The organism is Rhodanobacter thiooxydans (assembly GCF_030291135.1).
Taxonomy (GTDB): domain Bacteria; phylum Pseudomonadota; class Gammaproteobacteria; order Xanthomonadales; family Rhodanobacteraceae; genus Rhodanobacter; species Rhodanobacter thiooxydans_A.
Genome location: NZ_CP127409.1, coordinates 1,858,749 through 1,874,264, shown reverse-complemented (window position 1 = coordinate 1,874,264; position 15,516 = coordinate 1,858,749). Strand labels below are relative to the sequence as shown.

The 15,516-nt window shown below is 66.7% G+C and carries 14 protein-coding genes and 1 tRNA gene; 10 read left to right on the top strand and 5 right to left on the bottom strand.

All coding sequences use genetic code 11. The features are described 5' to 3' along the window. The first annotated feature begins 69 nt into the window (after positions 1-69). Complete coding sequence (locus QQA13_RS08480; protein ID WP_108472884.1) at positions 70-1,383, top strand: MFS transporter; 1,314 nt, start codon at positions 70-72, stop codon at positions 1,381-1,383. Here the strand turns inward: QQA13_RS08480 and QQA13_RS08475 are convergent. Further along, positions 1,380-2,066 carry a DUF2461 domain-containing protein gene (locus tag QQA13_RS08475; protein ID WP_108472883.1) on the bottom strand — a complete coding sequence of 229 codons (687 nt, stop codon included), beginning with the start codon at positions 2,064-2,066 and terminating at the stop codon, positions 1,380-1,382. The two genes, QQA13_RS08480 and QQA13_RS08475, sit on opposite strands and share 4 nt — an antisense overlap. Positions 2,067-2,096: 30 nt before the next feature. Next, entirely contained in the window at positions 2,097-3,542 is a 1,446-nt protein-coding gene (sbcB, locus tag QQA13_RS08470) for an exodeoxyribonuclease I (protein ID WP_108472902.1), read from the bottom strand. Positions 3,543-3,599: 57 nt separating this feature from the next. On the opposite strand from sbcB, the gene orn reads away from it, so the two are divergent. From orn to QQA13_RS08450, 4 genes are all read left to right on the top strand, one after another. Beyond that, positions 3,600-4,166: an oligoribonuclease gene (gene orn / locus QQA13_RS08465; RefSeq protein ID WP_108472882.1), complete on the top strand. Its 567-nt coding sequence runs from the start codon at positions 3,600-3,602 to the stop codon at positions 4,164-4,166. 27 nt (positions 4,167-4,193) lie between these two features. Continuing rightward, positions 4,194-5,108, top strand: coding sequence for a dihydropteroate synthase (gene folP, locus QQA13_RS08460; RefSeq protein ID WP_108472881.1), 915 nt, complete (start codon positions 4,194-4,196; stop codon positions 5,106-5,108). Between the two features lie 49 nt (positions 5,109-5,157). Then, positions 5,158-6,510: a phosphoglucosamine mutase gene (gene glmM / locus QQA13_RS08455; RefSeq protein ID WP_108472880.1), complete on the top strand. Its 1,353-nt coding sequence runs from the start codon at positions 5,158-5,160 to the stop codon at positions 6,508-6,510. Between the two features lie 98 nt (positions 6,511-6,608). After that, positions 6,609-7,544, top strand: coding sequence for an isopenicillin N synthase family dioxygenase (locus QQA13_RS08450; protein ID WP_108472879.1), 936 nt, complete (start codon positions 6,609-6,611; stop codon positions 7,542-7,544). A 16-nt stretch (positions 7,545-7,560) separates the two neighbouring features. On the opposite strand, the gene QQA13_RS08445 is transcribed toward QQA13_RS08450, so the two are convergent. After that, the gene (locus QQA13_RS08445; protein WP_108472878.1) at positions 7,561-8,232 is read right to left on the bottom strand and encodes a DUF6445 family protein; all 672 of its coding nucleotides are present in this window, start codon (positions 8,230-8,232) and stop codon (positions 7,561-7,563) included. Positions 8,233-8,289: 57 nt separating this feature from the next. After that, positions 8,290-9,099 carry an SDR family NAD(P)-dependent oxidoreductase gene (locus QQA13_RS08440; RefSeq protein WP_108472877.1) on the bottom strand — a complete coding sequence of 270 codons (810 nt, stop codon included), beginning with the start codon at positions 9,097-9,099 and terminating at the stop codon, positions 8,290-8,292. A 125-nt stretch (positions 9,100-9,224) separates the two neighbouring features. Between QQA13_RS08440 and tpiA the strand changes: the two genes are divergently transcribed. The 5 genes from tpiA (at position 9,225) to QQA13_RS08415 (ending at position 11,904) form a co-directional block, all read left to right on the top strand. Next, positions 9,225-9,992 carry a triose-phosphate isomerase gene (gene tpiA / locus QQA13_RS08435; protein WP_108472876.1) on the top strand — a complete coding sequence of 256 codons (768 nt, stop codon included), beginning with the start codon at positions 9,225-9,227 and terminating at the stop codon, positions 9,990-9,992. Between the two features lie 7 nt (positions 9,993-9,999). After that, complete coding sequence (gene secG / locus QQA13_RS08430; RefSeq protein WP_108472875.1) at positions 10,000-10,461, top strand: preprotein translocase subunit SecG; 462 nt, start codon at positions 10,000-10,002, stop codon at positions 10,459-10,461. Between the two features lie 11 nt (positions 10,462-10,472). Continuing rightward, a tRNA-Leu gene (locus tag QQA13_RS08425) sits at positions 10,473-10,557 on the top strand. Between the two features lie 306 nt (positions 10,558-10,863). Next, positions 10,864-11,118 (top strand): hypothetical protein, encoded by a 255-nt coding sequence (locus QQA13_RS08420; protein ID WP_108472874.1) that lies wholly within the window; start codon positions 10,864-10,866, stop codon positions 11,116-11,118. 132 nt (positions 11,119-11,250) lie between these two features. Further along, on the top strand, positions 11,251-11,904 hold the full coding sequence (locus tag QQA13_RS08415) for a response regulator (RefSeq protein WP_108472873.1): 654 nt from the start codon (positions 11,251-11,253) through the stop codon (positions 11,902-11,904). Between the two features lie 93 nt (positions 11,905-11,997). Here QQA13_RS08415 and QQA13_RS08410 read toward each other — a convergent pair whose 3' ends face one another. Next, positions 11,998-15,171, bottom strand: a complete 3,174-nt coding sequence (locus tag QQA13_RS08410; RefSeq protein WP_108472872.1) for an Rne/Rng family ribonuclease — start codon at positions 15,169-15,171, stop codon at positions 11,998-12,000. Positions 15,172-15,516: the final 345 nt, after the last annotated feature.

Here is a 15,516-nt window from a genome sequence, read left to right as displayed (position 1 = left end):
GTCGTTGCCGCCGGACACGGGGCAATCTGCGCTAAGGTGCGAGCCTTCCACCACCGGGACTGTCCGTTGATGAATACGTCGCCCGCAGCCGACCGCGAACGCTTGCGTCCACGCGACGTGAAAACCCTGCTGCTGTCCGCGTTGGGCGGTGCGCTGGAGTTCTACGACTTCGTGGTGTTCGTGTTCTTCGCGATCCCCTTGAGTCACCTGTTCTTTCCGCCCGGCACTGCGCCGTGGCTGGCCCAGCTGCAGGTGTTCGGCATCTTCGCGGCGGGTTACCTGGCACGCCCGCTGGGTGGCATCGTGATGGCGCACTACGGCGACAAGCTGGGGCGCAAGCGGATGTTCACGCTCAGCGTGTTCCTGATGGCGGTGCCGACCCTGGCCATCGGCCTGCTGCCGGTGTACGCGCAGGTCGGCATGCTGGCGCCGCTGCTGCTGCTGTTGCTGCGGGTGGTGCAGGGCATCGCGGTGGGTGGCGAGGTGCCCGGCGCATGGGTGTTCGTAGCCGAGCACGTGCCGCCGCAGCGGATCGGCTTTGCCTGCGCCAGCCTCACCTCGGGGCTCACCGTGGGCATCCTGATCGGCTCGCTGCTGGCCGCGGCGATCAACAGCCGGATGACCCCGGCCGAGGTGCTCGACCATGGCTGGCGGCTGCCGTTCCTGGCCGGCGGCGTGTTCGGCTTCTTCGCGGTGTGGCTGCGCCGCTGGCTCAGCGAGACGCCGGTGTTCGAGGCGATGCATGCGCGCAGGGAACTGGCCAGCGGCCTGCCACTGCGCCAGGTGTTCGAGCGGCATCTGCCGGGGGTACTGCTGTCGGTGCTGGTGACCTGGATGCTCACCGCGGCGATCCTGGTGATCATCCTGATGACGCCGTCGATCGTGCAGTTGGCATTTCATGTCACGCCGGCGCGGGCGTTCCTCGGCAGCAACCTGGCCTCGTTTGCGCTGGCGCTGGGCTGTCTGGGCTACGGCTGGCTGGCCGACCGGATCGGCTACGCCCGCGCGTTGCTGTTCGGTGCGCTCGGACTGCTGCTGTGCAGCTATGCGCTGTACCTCGACCTGCGCTCCGGTGCCGCGCACTTCCTGCTGCTATACCCGCTGGCCGGGCTGGCAGTCGGCGTGACCGGCGTGGTGCCGGCGCTGATGGTGACGGCGTTTCCGCCGGCGGTGCGTTTCTCCGGGTTGTCGTTCTCGTACAACGTCGCCTATGCGCTGTTCGGCGGATTGACGCCGCCGCTGATCAGCCTGCTGGTGAAGCGGTTCGGCGTGCTGGCGCCCGCGCATTACGTGGCATTTGCCGCGGTGATCGGGATGGCCGTTGCCACGCGCTCGCTGGCTGCACGCAGCCGGATTCATCCCGCTACTGCATCAGTTGCCTAGAACTCCAGCTCCTGCGCGGCGCACAGGTAGTCGACCAGCGGTGCGACGCGCCTGAACGTGGCGACCGTCCACGGCAGCAGTTCATCCGAGCAGGCCAGCTCTTCGCTGAGCGTGGTGGTGGCGACGAAGTCCTTGCGTTTGAGGTCGTCGATCAGCTCATGCGCGGGGTCGTAACCGCGCGGCGGGCGGACCAGCGACTCGCCGCCCAGCTGCAGCTGCTCGCGGAACGCCTTGCCCTGGGTGGCGCGCTTCCACGCGGCCGGGTTGTCGACCAGGAACTCGCGGATGTGCTTCAGCGCATCCGGCTCCGGGTGCCACATGCCGCCGCCGGCGAAGCACTCGCCGGGTTCGATGTGCAGGTAGAACCCGGGCGCCTGGATCTCGTGCCGGCGCTCGTGGAAGAAGCGCGAACCCTGCCACGACTTGTACGGCAGCTTGTTGTTGGAGTAGCGGGTGTCGCGGTAGATGCGGTACAGCGAACCACCGTTCTTGCGCGGGTCGGCACGGTAGTGCGCGCTGATCTTCGCCAGCGGCGCCTGCAGGTCGGCGATCAGCCGCAGGAACGGCTCGCGCACGTGGCGCTCGTAGTCGTCCTTGTGCGCGTGGAACCATTCGCGGTTGTTGTTGCGCCCGACGGCGCGCAGGAAGCGGAAGGTGGCGGGGGTGAAATAGCTCTGGGGCATGGCGGGTCTTGAGGGCGAGGCGGATGGGGATCAGAGAGGTTCGACACTGGCGGCGAGCTGTTCGCCCCAGGCCTGCAACTGGTCGAGCAGGGGCAGTTTGTCTTGTGCTTGCGGATCGTGGCGCAGTTCGTCGAGGCGGGCGAAGTAGTCGTCGAGGGTGAGCCCGGTCAGCGGTGTGTGCCGGGTCAGGCGCGCCTGACGGAAGCTTTCCCAGCGCGTGCGTTCGTCGGCATCCAGCGTCTCCGGCCAGTTGCGCGCGCGGTAGCGGAACAGCAGCTCCGGGTAGCGCGGGTCGCGGAACGGGAACGCGCGGGTGCCCAGCTCCTGCGGCGGCGTGGCGCGCACCTGGGCCAGCAGGCGCTTGTCGGCATCGGGCAGGAAACCGCCGCCGTACAAGGCCAGCTCGGGATCTTCCGGCGGCGGCAGTTCGGCGGCGCGCTGGAATACGCGGCGCAGTTTTTCCGCCAGCCCGTCGACGGCATGCAGCACGTCGCGATGGGCCTGGCAGCGGGCCAGGTCCAGCTGCAGGCGATCCAGGTCCACGCCCTGCAGTACCGACAGCGGCGCCAGCGCCGGCGCATGGTTCGCGCGCACGGTGCGCAACGGGATGCGTTCGATGCCCTCGGGCAGGTCGGCGCGCGCGGTGAAGATGCGGTCGGCGATCTCGTCCTCGTCCAGCGCCAGCCATGCGGCCGGATCGGTGGCCAGGTCGTACACGATCACCTCGCCGGGGCGGCTGGGGTGCGCTGCCAGCGGTGCGATCACGGCCAGGCAATGGCGGCTGGCCGGGTAGCGCGAGGAGACGTGCACCAGCGGCGTCATGTTCACCACGTCGAGCAACTCGAACACCTTCTGCTTGCGGCGCAGGGCGTAGTACCAGTCCCACAATCGTGGCTGGCGCACGCGGATCAGCCGGGCCAGCTCGATCAGCGCATGGACGTCCGACAGCGCATCGTGGGCGCGTTCCTGGCTGAGCTGGTTGGCACGGGCCAGGTGCTCCAGCTTGAAGCTGGGCGTGCCATCCTCGCGGGTGGGCCAGCTGATGCCCTCGGGCCGCAGCGCCTGGCACATGCGCACCAGGTCGATCAGGTCCCAGCGCGAGTTGCCGTTCTCCCACTCGCGGCCGTACGGCTCGTGGAAGTTGCGGTACAGCATCTGCCGGGTGAATTCGTCGTCAAAGCGCAGCGAGTTGTAGCCGACGCCGCAGGTGCCCGGTGCGGCCAGTTGTTCGTGCACGCGGGCAGCGAATTCGGCCTCGCTGACGCCTTCGCGTTCGGCTTGTTGCGGGGTGATCCCGGTGATCAGACAGGCATCGGGGTGCGGCGGCATCTCCAGCGACGGCTTGCCGTAGAACATCACGGGCTCACCGATTATTTCCAGTTCCGGGCTGGTGCGGATGCCGGCGAACTGCAGCGGGCGGTCGCGTCGCGGGTCGGCGCCGGAGGTTTCGTAGTCGTGCCAGAAGAAAGTCTGCATGGCGCGGATCATCGCATGCGGGCAAGGCTGATAAACTCCGGCGCACAAGGAGAGCCCATGAGCCAAGCCCACGAAGACAACCTGATCTGGATCGATCTGGAGATGACCGGCCTCGACACCGACAACGATTCGATCCTGGAGATCGCCACGGTGGTCACCGACAAGGAGCTGAACGTGCTGGCCGACGGGCCGGTGTTCGCGATACGCCACGAGATCGATCGGCTGGAGTCCATGGACAACTGGAATTCCAACCAGCACCACAAGTCGGGCCTGTGGCGGCAGGTGCTGATCTCCGAAACCGACCATGCGATGGCCGAGCAGGCTACGGTGGATTTCCTGCGCGCGTGGGTGCCGCCGGGCAAGTCGCCGATGTGCGGCAACTCGATCTGCCAGGATCGCCGCTTCCTGCACCGGCAGATGCCGCGGCTGGAACGCTATTTCCACTACCGCAACCTGGATGTCTCCACGCTCAAGGAACTGGCCCGGCGCTGGGCGCCGGAGATTGCCAAGAGCGTCGGCAAGGAATCGGCGCACACGGCGCTGTCGGATATCCGCGACTCGATCGCCGAGCTGCGCCACTATCGCCGCTACATGGGCGAGCTGGGCGGCAAGGCCGAAGCCTGAGCGCCGCTTGCGGACATTGACGAGGCCATGAGCATGTCGAACGAGCTGTTTGCCACGGTGCTGGATTGTGCCGGGCGCCCGTTGCGGCTCGACCGCGCGCGGGTGGTCGGCATCCTCAACGTCACCCCCGATTCGTTCTCCGATGGCGGCACGCACGACAGCGTCGACGCGGCGGTGGCGCACGGCCTGGCGCTGGCGGAGGAGGGCGCCGACATGATCGACGTCGGCGGCGAATCGACCCGTCCCGGCGCGGCCGACGTGCCGGTCGAGGAAGAACTGCGCCGGGTGCTGCCGGTGATCGAGCAGCTGATTGCGCGCACCACGCTGCCGATCGCGATCGACACCTCCAAGCCGGAAGTGATGCGTGCGGCAGTGGCGGCCGGCGCCGGCATGATCAACGACGTATACGCGTTGCGCCGCGACGGTGCGATGGCTGCGGCGGCCGAGCTGGGTGTGCCGGTATGCCTGATGCACATGCAGGGCGAGCCGCGCAGCATGCAGGCCGAGCCGCATTACGACGATGTGGTCGGCGAGGTGCACCGCTTCCTCACCGACCGGCTGTTCGCCTGCGAACTGGCCGGGATCGACCGGCGCAAGGTGCTGGTCGATCCCGGCTTCGGCTTTGGCAAGACGCTGCAGCACAACCTGGCGCTGCTGTGCGCGCTGGAACGTTTCGCCGATCTCGGCAGCGGTGCCTACATCGGCTTGTCGCGCAAGACGATGATCGGCGAAATGACCGGCCGCAGCGTGCCGGCCGAGCGCGCCGCCGGTTCCGTGGCGGCGGCGCTGATCGCGGCGCAGCGCGGCGCACGCATGGTGCGCGTGCATGACGTGGCCGCCACCGTCGATGCGCTGGCGGTGTGGCAGGCGGTGCACGCGGTTGACACCGTGCCGCGGCGTGTCGACAAACCGGCCATGCCGCGCTGGCCGGACGACGACTGATCTGCGCCTTCATCTTTCCTTCCCCCTCATCATCGCCATCAGGCAGCCCATGACCCAGCGCAAATATTTCGGCACCGACGGCATCCGCGGACTGGTCGGGCAATGGCCGATCAGCGCGGACTTCATGCTGAAGCTCGGACGCGCCGTCGGCAGCGTGCTGGCGCGTGACGGCAGCAAGCGACCGAACGTGCTGATCGGCAAGGACACCCGCATCTCAGGCTACATGTTCGAGGCCGCGCTGGAGGCGGGCCTGGTCGCGGCCGGCGCCGACGTGGGCCTGCTCGGCCCGATGCCGACGCCCGCGGTGGCCTACCTGACCCGCTCGATGCGCGCGCAGACCGGCATCGTGATCAGCGCCTCGCACAACCCGCATCACGACAACGGCATCAAGTTCTTCTCCGCCGATGGCGAGAAGCTGTCCGACGAAGTGGAGCTGGCGATCGAGCGGGAGGTCGACGCCGCGTTCACCACGGTGCCATCCGAACGGCTCGGCAAGGCGCGCCGGATCGACGATGCGGTGGCCCGTTACACGGAATACTGCAAGTCCACCGTCGCCGAGGATTTCAGCCTGCACGGGCTTCGGCTGGTGCTGGACTGCGCCCATGGCGCGACCTACCAGGTGGCGCCGAAGGTGTTTGCCGAACTGGGTGCCGAGGTGGTGGCGATCGGCGACAAGCCGGACGGCTTCAACATCAATCACGAGGCTGGCTCGACTCATCCGCAGGCCTTGCAGCGCTCCGTGCTGGCACATGACGCCGACCTCGGCATCGCGTTCGATGGCGACGGCGACCGCGTGCAACTGGTCGACCGGAACGGCGTGCTGGCCGACGGCGACGACATTCTGTACATACTGGCGCGCAGCTGGCATGCACAGGGGAAGCTGCAGGGGCCGGTGGTCGGCACCCTGATGAGCAACTACGGCCTGCAACTGGCGCTGGCCCGGTTCGACGTGCCGCTGATCCGCGCCAACGTGGGCGATCGTTACGTGCTGCAGCAGCTGAAGGAACATCGCGGCCTGCTCGGCGGCGAGACCTCCGGTCACATCCTGTGCCTGGACCGTGCTACCACCGGCGACGGCATCATCGCCGCGCTGGCCGTGCTGGAGGCGCTGGTGCGCTCCGGCGAAGACCTGGCCGTGGCGCGGCAAGGCCTGCAGAAGATGCCCCAGGTGATGCTCAATGTGCGTGCCGCCGGTGCCCGTGAGGCCTTGTCCAGCAGCGAGGTGAAGCAGGCGCTGGCCGAGGTGGAGCAGATCCTGCACGGTCGCGGCCGGGTGGTCTTGCGCGCCTCCGGCACCGAGCCGCTGGTGCGCGTCACCATCGAGGGCGCCGACGAAACGGAAGTGCAGCAGTTGGCAGAGAAGCTGGCAGGGATTGTAAAATCCGCAGCCGAACGCTCGTGAACCTGTAGCAGTATTGGGTCGCCATGGACTGGCCCGACGTGCCCCGCCCTTGCGGTGGCGGATGAATCGACCGCACGCCCAACCAATGGACTACAGCCATGAAGAACGTTCCCACCCTGGACATCCGCCGCTACGACACCGACCGCGGCGCCTTCGTCGCCGAGATCGGCGCGGCCTATCGTGAATTCGGCTTCTGCTGCATCAGCGGCCACGGTATCGCGCGCGAGCTGATCGACGGCTCGTACGACGTGTTCCAGCGCTTCTTCGCGCTGCCGACCGAAACCAAGATGAAGTACCACGTGCCCGGTGCCGGCGGTGCGCGTGGCTATACGCCGTTCAAGGTGGAGACCGCCAAGGACAGTCAGTACGCCGACCTCAAGGAATTCTGGCATGTCGGTCGCGAGATCCCGCGCGATTCGAAGTTCGCCGACGTGATGCCGCCGAATATCTGGCCCGCCGAGGTGCCGGAATTCAGGCAGTACGGCTACGGCCTGTACGAGGCGCTGGACCAGCTCGGCACCCGCGTGCTGCGCGCGTTGGCCCTGCACATCGGCGAGCCGGAAAACTTTTTCGAGGACAAGACCGACGTCGGCAACTCGATCCTGCGCCCGATCCACTATCCGCCGATCACGGAAGAGAACATCCCCAACGTGCGCGCTGGCGCGCATGAGGACATCAACTTCATTACCCTGCTGGTTGGCGCCAGCGCGGAAGGGCTGGAAGTGCTCACCCGCGAAGGCGAGTGGTTGCCGATCACCACCGAGGGCGACGCGATCGTGGTGAACATCGGCGACATGCTGCAGCGGCTCTCCAACCACGTGTTTCCGTCCACCACGCACCGCGTGGTTAACCCGCAGAACGAGAATGCACGCAAGCCGCGCTACTCGGTGCCGTTCTTCCTGCATCCGAATCCGGACGTGGTGCTGGACCCGCTCGATTCGTGCGTCACGGCGGACAATCCGCGCCGCTACGACACCTCGATCACCTCGCACGAATACCTGTTGCAGCGTTTGCGCGAGATCAAGCTGATCTGAGGCGCCGGACCGGCTGCTACGCCATCCAGAAGAACACGGCGGTCATGCGCTTGGCCGCCATTTCCAGCCCCCAGTAGGCGCTGGCGCTGTGGATCAGGTTGGCCTTGTAGACCAGCAGGCGGTTGTAGCGGTGCGCCACGCGCACATCCTCGACGAAGGCGTTCGGTTGCACGAAGCGATTGCCTAGTGCCTCGGCCAGATTGCGGTGCGGCGGCAGCACGATATTGCCGCCAAGCCGGCCACCAGCCATGCGCTGGCGGAAGAAGCTGGTGCCGCATTGGTTCGGTACCGCGGGGTTGAGATACAGCACGGCGGCGTAGCGGCACAGATGCGAGGAGTCGGTGTGCGGCTTCACCGTACCCTCGACTGCGCCGACCACCTGCACGCAGTTGTGGTTGAGCCGGATGCCGGCTTCGGTCTGCTCGACCCACAGCTTCTTCGCGCCGGTGAGGCGGCATACCGTCGCCTCCAGTGCGGACAGCTCGTCATCCAGCAGGGCGGGCGTGGCGCGCATGCCCGGCCATACCTCGCCGGTATACGGATAACCCATTTCCCAGTCGGTCTTGGCCAGGCAGCGGGCGCGCACCTCGTCGGCATTCGGCAGCACGTCGTCCACCACCCAGTAGTCGCGGCCCTCGACGGGCTTGCGGTAGGGCAGCGGACGCATCTGGGTCGGAAACAGGGACATGCAGTTGGCAGCCGGTGGCGAAGTCGATGGCAACAGTAGCGGATGCGTCAGTGCCGTCTAGACCTCGGTGTTCCGGTAGCGCTTCGATTCCCGCGCGGAAAGCCACATGGCCAGCCGGTCCGGTAGCAGTCGCACCACCGTCTTGATGGTGCGGTTGACCCGGCCCGGGATGTACACGGCGTCGCCGCGCTCGACCGCCGCGATGCCCTGGCGCACCACTTCGTCCGCGCTCAGCCACATGAAGCCAGGCAGCTTGTTCATCTTGTCGCGGGTGCGCGTGACGTCGTGGAATTCCGACCAGGTGAAGCCCGGGCACAGCGCGCAGACGTTCACGCCGGCCGCGCGGTTCTCCAGTGCCAGTGACTGCGAAAACTTGATCAGGTAGGCCTTGCTGGCGGCGTACAGGGTGTGCCCGGCCGGGCCAGGCACGTGCCCGGCCAGCGAGGCGACGTTGATCACGCGGCCGCGGCCACGCTGACGCATGCCGGGCAGCAGTCGCCAGGCCAGTTCGGTCGGCGCGGTCAGCAGCACCTGCAGGAAGTCCGCATGGGTTGCCCAGTCGTTCGCGACAAAGGTGCCGGGCACGCCGTAGCCGGCGTTGTTGATCAGCCAGTCCACTTGCAGGCCGCGCCGGTCCAGTTCGTCGCACAGTGCCCGCGGCGTGGCCGGGTCGGCCAGGTCGTGCGGCAACACGGTGACCTGGGCGGCATGCCGTTCATGGAGTTCGGCGGCGAGCGCTTCCAACCGATCGGCGCGGCGCGCAGTCAGCACCAGATCGTGGCCGAGCGCGGCGAGCTGCCGGGCAAACGCGGCACCAATGCCTGAGGAGGCGCCGGTGATCAGGCTGAGCGGGCGGGAAGCGGTCATGCGGTGTTCCTCGGCAGGAGTCGCCATTCTTGACCGCGCCAGTGAACCGACGCCAGTCGTCCGCGGGTTTGCTCATCCCGGAGGCCCTCGCTAAGCTTGCCGTTTGACCGCAACGGAAGCAGCCCATGCGCAAGAAATTCGTCGCCGGCAACTGGAAAATGCACGGCAGCCGTTCGATGGCCAAGGCCATGGTGAGCGATATCGCCGCCGGCCTGCCGGACGATATCGATGTGGCGGTATTTCCCCCGTTTCCGTACGTGGCCGAGCTGGCCTGGCAGCAAGCCGATTCCGGCCTGGGCATCGGCGCGCAGGATGTCAGCGCGCACGAGGGGCAGGGCGCGTATACCGGCGAAGTTTCCGCCGCCATGCTGGCAGATGTTGGCGCACGTTGGGTGCTGGTCGGCCATTCCGAGCGCCGCCAGTACCATGGCGAGAGCGACGAACTGGTGGCGCGCAAGTTTGCCGCGGCCCGCGCCGGCGGCCTGACGCCGATCCTGTGCCTGGGCGAAACGCTGGAACAGCGCAAGGCCGGCGAGACCGAGGCGGTCGTCGCGCGGCAGTTGCGCGCGGTGCTGGCGCTCAACGGCGTGGCAAGTTTCGATACGGCAGTAATCGCCTACGAGCCGGTCTGGGCGATCGGCACCGGTCATACCGCCAGCCCGGAGCAGGCGCAGCAGGTGCATGCCTTCGTTCGTAGCCAACTGGAAAAAGAAGATGTTATGATTGCCCGTCTGACCCGACTGCTTTACGGCGGTAGCGTCAAGGCGGCCAATGCCGCTGAATTGTTCGCGCAGGCGGACGTGGATGGAGGGCTGATCGGCGGGGCCTCCCTGACTGCATCCGACTTCCTTGGAATCTGCGCCGCGGCGCATCAGGCGCCACAGGCTCAATAGAAACCTTATGTTCGTCATTTTCAGCGTGTTCTACATCCTGATTGCTGCGGCGATGATCGTGCTGATCCTGCTGCAGAACGGTGCTGGCGCCGATGCCGGCTCGGGCTTTGGCGGCGGCGCTTCGGCCACGGTGTTCGGCGCGCGCGGTTCGTCCACGTTCCTCACCCGCGCCACCGGCGTGCTTGCGGGCCTGTTCTTCCTGCTCAGCCTGGGCATGGGCATCTACCTGCATGGCAACGGCGCGCCGCATACCAATACGCAAGACCTGGGCGTGATGGCCACGCTGGCCGACAAGCCCGCTGCCGGCAAGGCAACTCCGGCTGCCCCGGCGGCTGGTTCGGAAGTCCCGTCGGCGGTTCCCGCTGCAACCAACAATGCCGTCCCGGCAGCACAGCCGGCGGCAGCAACTCCCGCCCCGACCCAGAAGGGCGAAGTACCGGCAGCCACCGAGCCGCCGGCCAAGCACTGAGCAACACACCTGCCCAGGTGGCGGAACTGGTAGACGCACTACCTTGAGGTGGTAGCGACGCAAGTCGTAGGGGTTCGAGTCCCCTCTTGGGCACCATTAAGATGGCTTCGGTGAATGTCGCCGAAGTCGCTGCAGACAAGAGAACCGCCGATCGGCGGTTTTTTTGTCTGCAGTGGTTGGTGTGCAGGAAGGACATGCAAGCCGACAGTGCGCCGGTCGCATGGTGGGCACCGGGTGGTCTGTGTGGACGTCGCAGCATGCTTCCCGTACAGCGTATGTAGGTGCCGGCCGACATATCGGGCGTTACTGCCATGACACATTGTGCCCAGACGATGAGGGTGGCGAATGACCGGCCGGTCGTGCCGCCGCCGGATTTCCTCATGGCACGGGGAGTGGCTGTCCATGGTGACGATTTCGCTGAAGCAGGCGACTACGGGCGATTGGTGTATCTGTCGTGGCCGGATCACGTTGTTCAGCAACCTGCAGCTGGGGGTGGCGATCAAGCTTGCACGGGAGATGGCTCGTGACGAGCATCAGCGCCTCGGGCGCCAGGTCCTAGTGGAAATGCCCGGGCCGACTTCCGCGGTTGTGTTGGCGCGTTATGTCAACGACAGCGATGAAAGCAGGGACGATCCTGCCGATACGCAGGCGGCCTGAGCATCACTCGACCCGACGTCGATATCACGTCGAAGTGGTTGCCTGCGACCGGCATCGGGCCAAGTGCCGAATCGCTTGCAATGGGGCACCGTGCGGCCTAATTTCATGCAGCCCAACCAAGGAGGGCGTCAAGTGATCAATGTGGTCCTGGTGGACGATCACGAGCTGGTTCGCACTGGCTTCCGAATGATCTTGCAGCAACAGCCGGACATCCGCGTCGGCGGCGAAGCGGGCAGCGCCGAAGAAGGCCTGCAGCTGATCCGGACACTGGCGCCGGACATTGCCCTGGTCGACGTGCACATGCCCGGCATGAGCGGGATCGAACTCACCGAGCGCGTGTGCCGCTCGAAACTGTCCACGCACGTCGTTATCGTGACGGTGGTCGATGACGCACGTTTCCCCAAGCGCCTGCTCGACGCCGGCGCGCTCGGCTACCTGACCAAGGGCTGCAGTGCCGACGAGCTGGTGTCCGCCGTACGCCAGGTGGCCGGTGGCCGCCGTTATCTTGCCCCGGCAGTCGCGCAGCAGCTTGCGCTGGCCACCCTGGACGGTAGTGCCTCGCCGTTCGACGTACTGTCCAGCCGCGAGCTCGAAGTGGCAATGATGCTGGTGCGTGGCAAGCCGCTGACGATCATCGGCGAGCAGCTCAACCTGAGTCCCAAGACCGTGTCCACCTACAAGCAGCGCCTGATGGAAAAGCTGCACGTGGACCACGTGCTCAGCCTGGCTCATCTGATGACGGTGCATGGCCTGATCGATACGCCGAATCATCATGTCGGCAACTGATGCCGTGGCTCGGGCTGCTGCGTGACTGGAGGCGATAAAAAAACCGGACCATGAGTCCGGTTTTTTTATCGAGTGGCACGCTGTTGCAACGGTTCAGTCGTGCGAGTCGCCCTTGTGTGCGTCGGGCGCAGCGGGCTCGTCGTGCGACAGCGGCGATGCCGGCTGCTGTTCTTCGGTGGCTGATGGCAGCAGCGTTGCCGGATGGATCGGCTGGGCCAGCAAATCACCTTGCTTGGGCAGCGGCAGCGTGGCTACGGGAGCGGCTGTCGCCGGTGTTTCAGGCGGCGTGTCGGTGGTGACCGCGGGCGCCTCCTGCTGGGCAAGCGGTGTTGCCGTCGTCGAGACCGATGCTGCAGTCGGCGCGGGAGTCATGTGAGCGACAACCGTCGGGCTTACCGGCGTCACCGCGGTTGGCACTGGCTGCTTCATCGACGGAGTCATGACGGCCGAGGGTGCCGCGTCGACAGCCGGTCGGCTGATCGTCGTCGGCGTCGCGATGGCCGTGGTGACGACCACCGGGGTGGCATCGGCCTTTGCGGCGTGGGTCTCCACATCGGCCACCGTGACCGCGGCCGTCTGCGGCTTCAGTGCTGGAGTGGCGGTGGGGGTGATCCTGACGATGTCCTGATCATCGGGAGTGGCTGCTGCGGATTTCACCTGGTCGGGGATCGGCGGCAGGGTGGGCAGGTTGAATGCCGTGGCGGCGGACACCGCGGCACTGACCGCTGCGGCAACGGAGGTGACGGCGGGCTTCTCGACCGGCTGGGCAGGCACCGGTTGGCGAACCGCCGGGATAGCCGGTCCGGCGCTGGCCTGGCCATCATCCGTGGCGGCGGACACCGGCGACGATTCACGCGACGACTGCTCGTTACGTGCTGCCGGGGCATCTGTTGCGGCAGCTGCAGCGGCTTCGTCGCGGTCCTCGTCATCGAGCGCCTGTGCCTGCGCGCTGTCGATCTCGGTGCCATTCACGGCAGCTTCGTCGTGACGACGCCGGCGGCGGCCGCCACGACGACCGCGGCGGCGGCGCGACTGGCTGCCATCGGCGTCGGCTTCGTCGTCGGTGGTCTCGGGAGCCGTCGATGTGGCCAGCGGCACCAGCAAACGCTCGGCTTCCTTCGCCGCATCATCCAGCGGTGCAGCGGCGGGGCGCTCGTCAGTGGTGACACGGGGCGAGCGTTCGACCTTCGGCTGCTGCTGCGGATTCGGCTTGCGCTCCGCACGTGCCTGGTTGTTCTCGGCTGAGGCCGGCCTGGGCTGGCGTTCCGCCTTGGCGGTCTGGGCCTGCGGTTGCTGCGCCTGGCGCGGCTGCGCCTCGTTGCCGCGCTGGCGGTTGCCGCGAGCCTGCTGCTGGGAGGCGGGTTTTGCCTGGCCTTGCTGGGCTGCCTCGCGTCGCGGCTGGCGCGACGATGGCGCGTTCGTGTTGGTGCCAGTGCGATTGCCACGCTCCTCGCGACGGTTGCGGTTGCTGCCGTCGTTGCCGTTGTCGGTGCGCTTCGGCGCTGCTGCCGGTGCTGCCGTCTCCGCGCTGCGGAACCAGCCCAGCAGGCGCGAGATGATGCCGCCGGCGGGTGCTGCGGCATGGGCGGTCGGGACAGCGGTTGGCTGATGGCGTGCGGCCGGCTGCGCCACAGTGGCCGGGGTGGCGATTTCCTCGCGCACCGGCGCCGGGCTGGCGGGCACGATACCGCTCACCGCGGGCTGCTCGCCGCTGCCCAGGGCCTGGCCCATCTTCGGCAACTCGGTGGTTTCCACCGTAGTGAGGCGTTCGTAGCTGGGCTTGCTGTGCTCGCCCATGTCCGCTTCACGGATGCGCTGGATCTCGATGTGCGGGGTTTCCAGCTTCTCGTCGGCGACGATCACCACATGTGCCTTGTGGCGCAGTTCGATCTCGACCACGCTGGCGCGCTTTTCGTTGAGCAGGAAGTTGGCGACGCTGGTGGGCGCCTGCACCAGCACCTGGCCGGTGTTGTCCTTCATTGCGTGCTCTTCGATCAGGCGCAGGGTGGACAGCGACAGCGATTCCACGCCGCGGATGTGGCCGTGGCCTTCGCAGCGCGGGCAGGTGATCTGGGTGGCTTCGCCGAGGCTCGGACGCAAGCGCTGACGCGACATCTCGAGCAGGCCGAAGCGCGAGATGCGGCCGATCTGCACGCGGGCGCGATCCAGCTTCAGCGCATCCTTCAGGCGATCTTCCACTTCACGCTGGTGCCTGGGGCTGTCCATGTCGATGAAGTCGATCACCAGCAGGCCGCCGGCATCGCGGATGCGCGCCTGGCGGGCGATTTCCACCGCGGCCTCGCAATTGGTGTTGAACGCGGTTTCCTCGATGTCGCTGCCCTTGGTCGCCTTGGACGAGTTGACGTCGATCGCGGTCAGCGCCTCGGTCTGGTCGATCACGATCGAACCGCCCGACGGCAGGCGTACCTGGCGGTCGAACGCGCTCTCGATCTGCGTCTCGATCTGGTAGCGGGTGAACAGCGGGGTGTCGTCGCGGTACAGCTTGAGCTTGCGCAGGGCGTTGGGCATCACCTGCTGCATGAAGTCGCGGGCGTCGTTGTACAGCGGCTCATCGTCGATCAGGATCTCGCCGATGTCGCTGCGCAGGTAGTCGCGCAGGGCACGGATGAACAGTTTCGATTCCTGGTAGATCAGGAACGGCGCCTTCTGCTTGCTGGCCGCTTCGGAGATCGACTTCCACAGGGTCAGCAGGTAGTCCAGATCCCACTGCAGCTCTTCGGCGTCGCGGCCGAGGCCGGCGGTGCGCACGATCAGGCCGACATCGTCGGGCACCGTGACGTGATCCAGCGCTTCCTTCAGCGCCTGCCGGTCCTCACCCTCGATCCGGCGCGAGACGCCGCCGGCCTTCGGGTTGTTCGGCATCAGCACCATGTAGCGGCCGGCCAGGCTGATGAACGTGGTCAGGGCGGCGCCCTTGTTGCCGCGCTCCTCCTTTTCCACCTGCACGACGACTTCCTGGCCTTCCTTGACCAGTTCGCGGATGTTCGCCTTGTGCGGGTCCAGGCCCGGCGTGAAGTACTCGCGGGAGATTTCCTTCAGCGGCAGGAAGCCGTGGCGCTCGGCGCCATACTCGACGAAGCAGGCTTCGAGTGAAGCCTCGACCCGGGTAATTCGACCCTTGTAAATATTGGACTTTTTCTGTTCCCGCGAAGGGATTTCGATGTCCAGGTCGTAGAGGTTCTGGCCATCGACAATGGCCACGCGCAACTCTTCACGCTGAGTCGCGTTGATCAACATGCGTTTCATGGTGGTAATCCTCGGCTTGGCCGCGCGTCGCGTGCCACGGTGGCGCCACAATGGCGGCCTGCCGGGGATCGCGCCGCTGCGGTTAAGCGGCAATAAAACGGCACCGTTTCCGGCGTCGGGATGATTCGGTCAGCTGCGCCTGCCGCCCCGACACCGCAATGGCATCGGACAAACGACGGCCCAAACCGTTACGATGAAAGGGAGTCGCGACCGGCCGCCCGAAGGCAATCGGAGCAATCCTCGCCGACGTTACGGGCGGGCATCCGGCCCGGTCCGGACTTCGGCGGGCAGAATGTAGCGCCCGCCGAGTATCCTATTTAAGCAGGTTTTTTTCAATGCAAACGG

Coding starts and splice junctions, on each gene's coding strand:
- QQA13_RS08420 (WP_108472874.1), top strand. CDS start 10,864: ATGGTGACGATTTCGCTGAAGCAGGCGACTACGGGCGATTGGTGTATC.
- sbcB (WP_108472902.1), bottom strand. CDS start 3,542: ATGCAGACTTTCTTCTGGCACGACTACGAAACCTCCGGCGCCGACCCG.
- QQA13_RS08475 (WP_108472883.1), bottom strand. CDS start 2,066: ATGCCCCAGAGCTATTTCACCCCCGCCACCTTCCGCTTCCTGCGCGCC.
- folP (WP_108472881.1), top strand. CDS start 4,194: ATGAGCATGTCGAACGAGCTGTTTGCCACGGTGCTGGATTGTGCCGGG.
- QQA13_RS08445 (WP_108472878.1), bottom strand. CDS start 8,232: ATGTCCCTGTTTCCGACCCAGATGCGTCCGCTGCCCTACCGCAAGCCC.
- glmM (WP_108472880.1), top strand. CDS start 5,158: ATGACCCAGCGCAAATATTTCGGCACCGACGGCATCCGCGGACTGGTC.
- secG (WP_108472875.1), top strand. CDS start 10,000: ATGTTCGTCATTTTCAGCGTGTTCTACATCCTGATTGCTGCGGCGATG.
- tpiA (WP_108472876.1), top strand. CDS start 9,225: ATGCGCAAGAAATTCGTCGCCGGCAACTGGAAAATGCACGGCAGCCGT.
- QQA13_RS08440 (WP_108472877.1), bottom strand. CDS start 9,099: ATGACCGCTTCCCGCCCGCTCAGCCTGATCACCGGCGCCTCCTCAGGC.
- QQA13_RS08410 (WP_108472872.1), bottom strand. CDS start 15,171: ATGAAACGCATGTTGATCAACGCGACTCAGCGTGAAGAGTTGCGCGTG.
- orn (WP_108472882.1), top strand. CDS start 3,600: ATGAGCCAAGCCCACGAAGACAACCTGATCTGGATCGATCTGGAGATG.
- QQA13_RS08450 (WP_108472879.1), top strand. CDS start 6,609: ATGAAGAACGTTCCCACCCTGGACATCCGCCGCTACGACACCGACCGC.
- QQA13_RS08480 (WP_108472884.1), top strand. CDS start 70: ATGAATACGTCGCCCGCAGCCGACCGCGAACGCTTGCGTCCACGCGAC.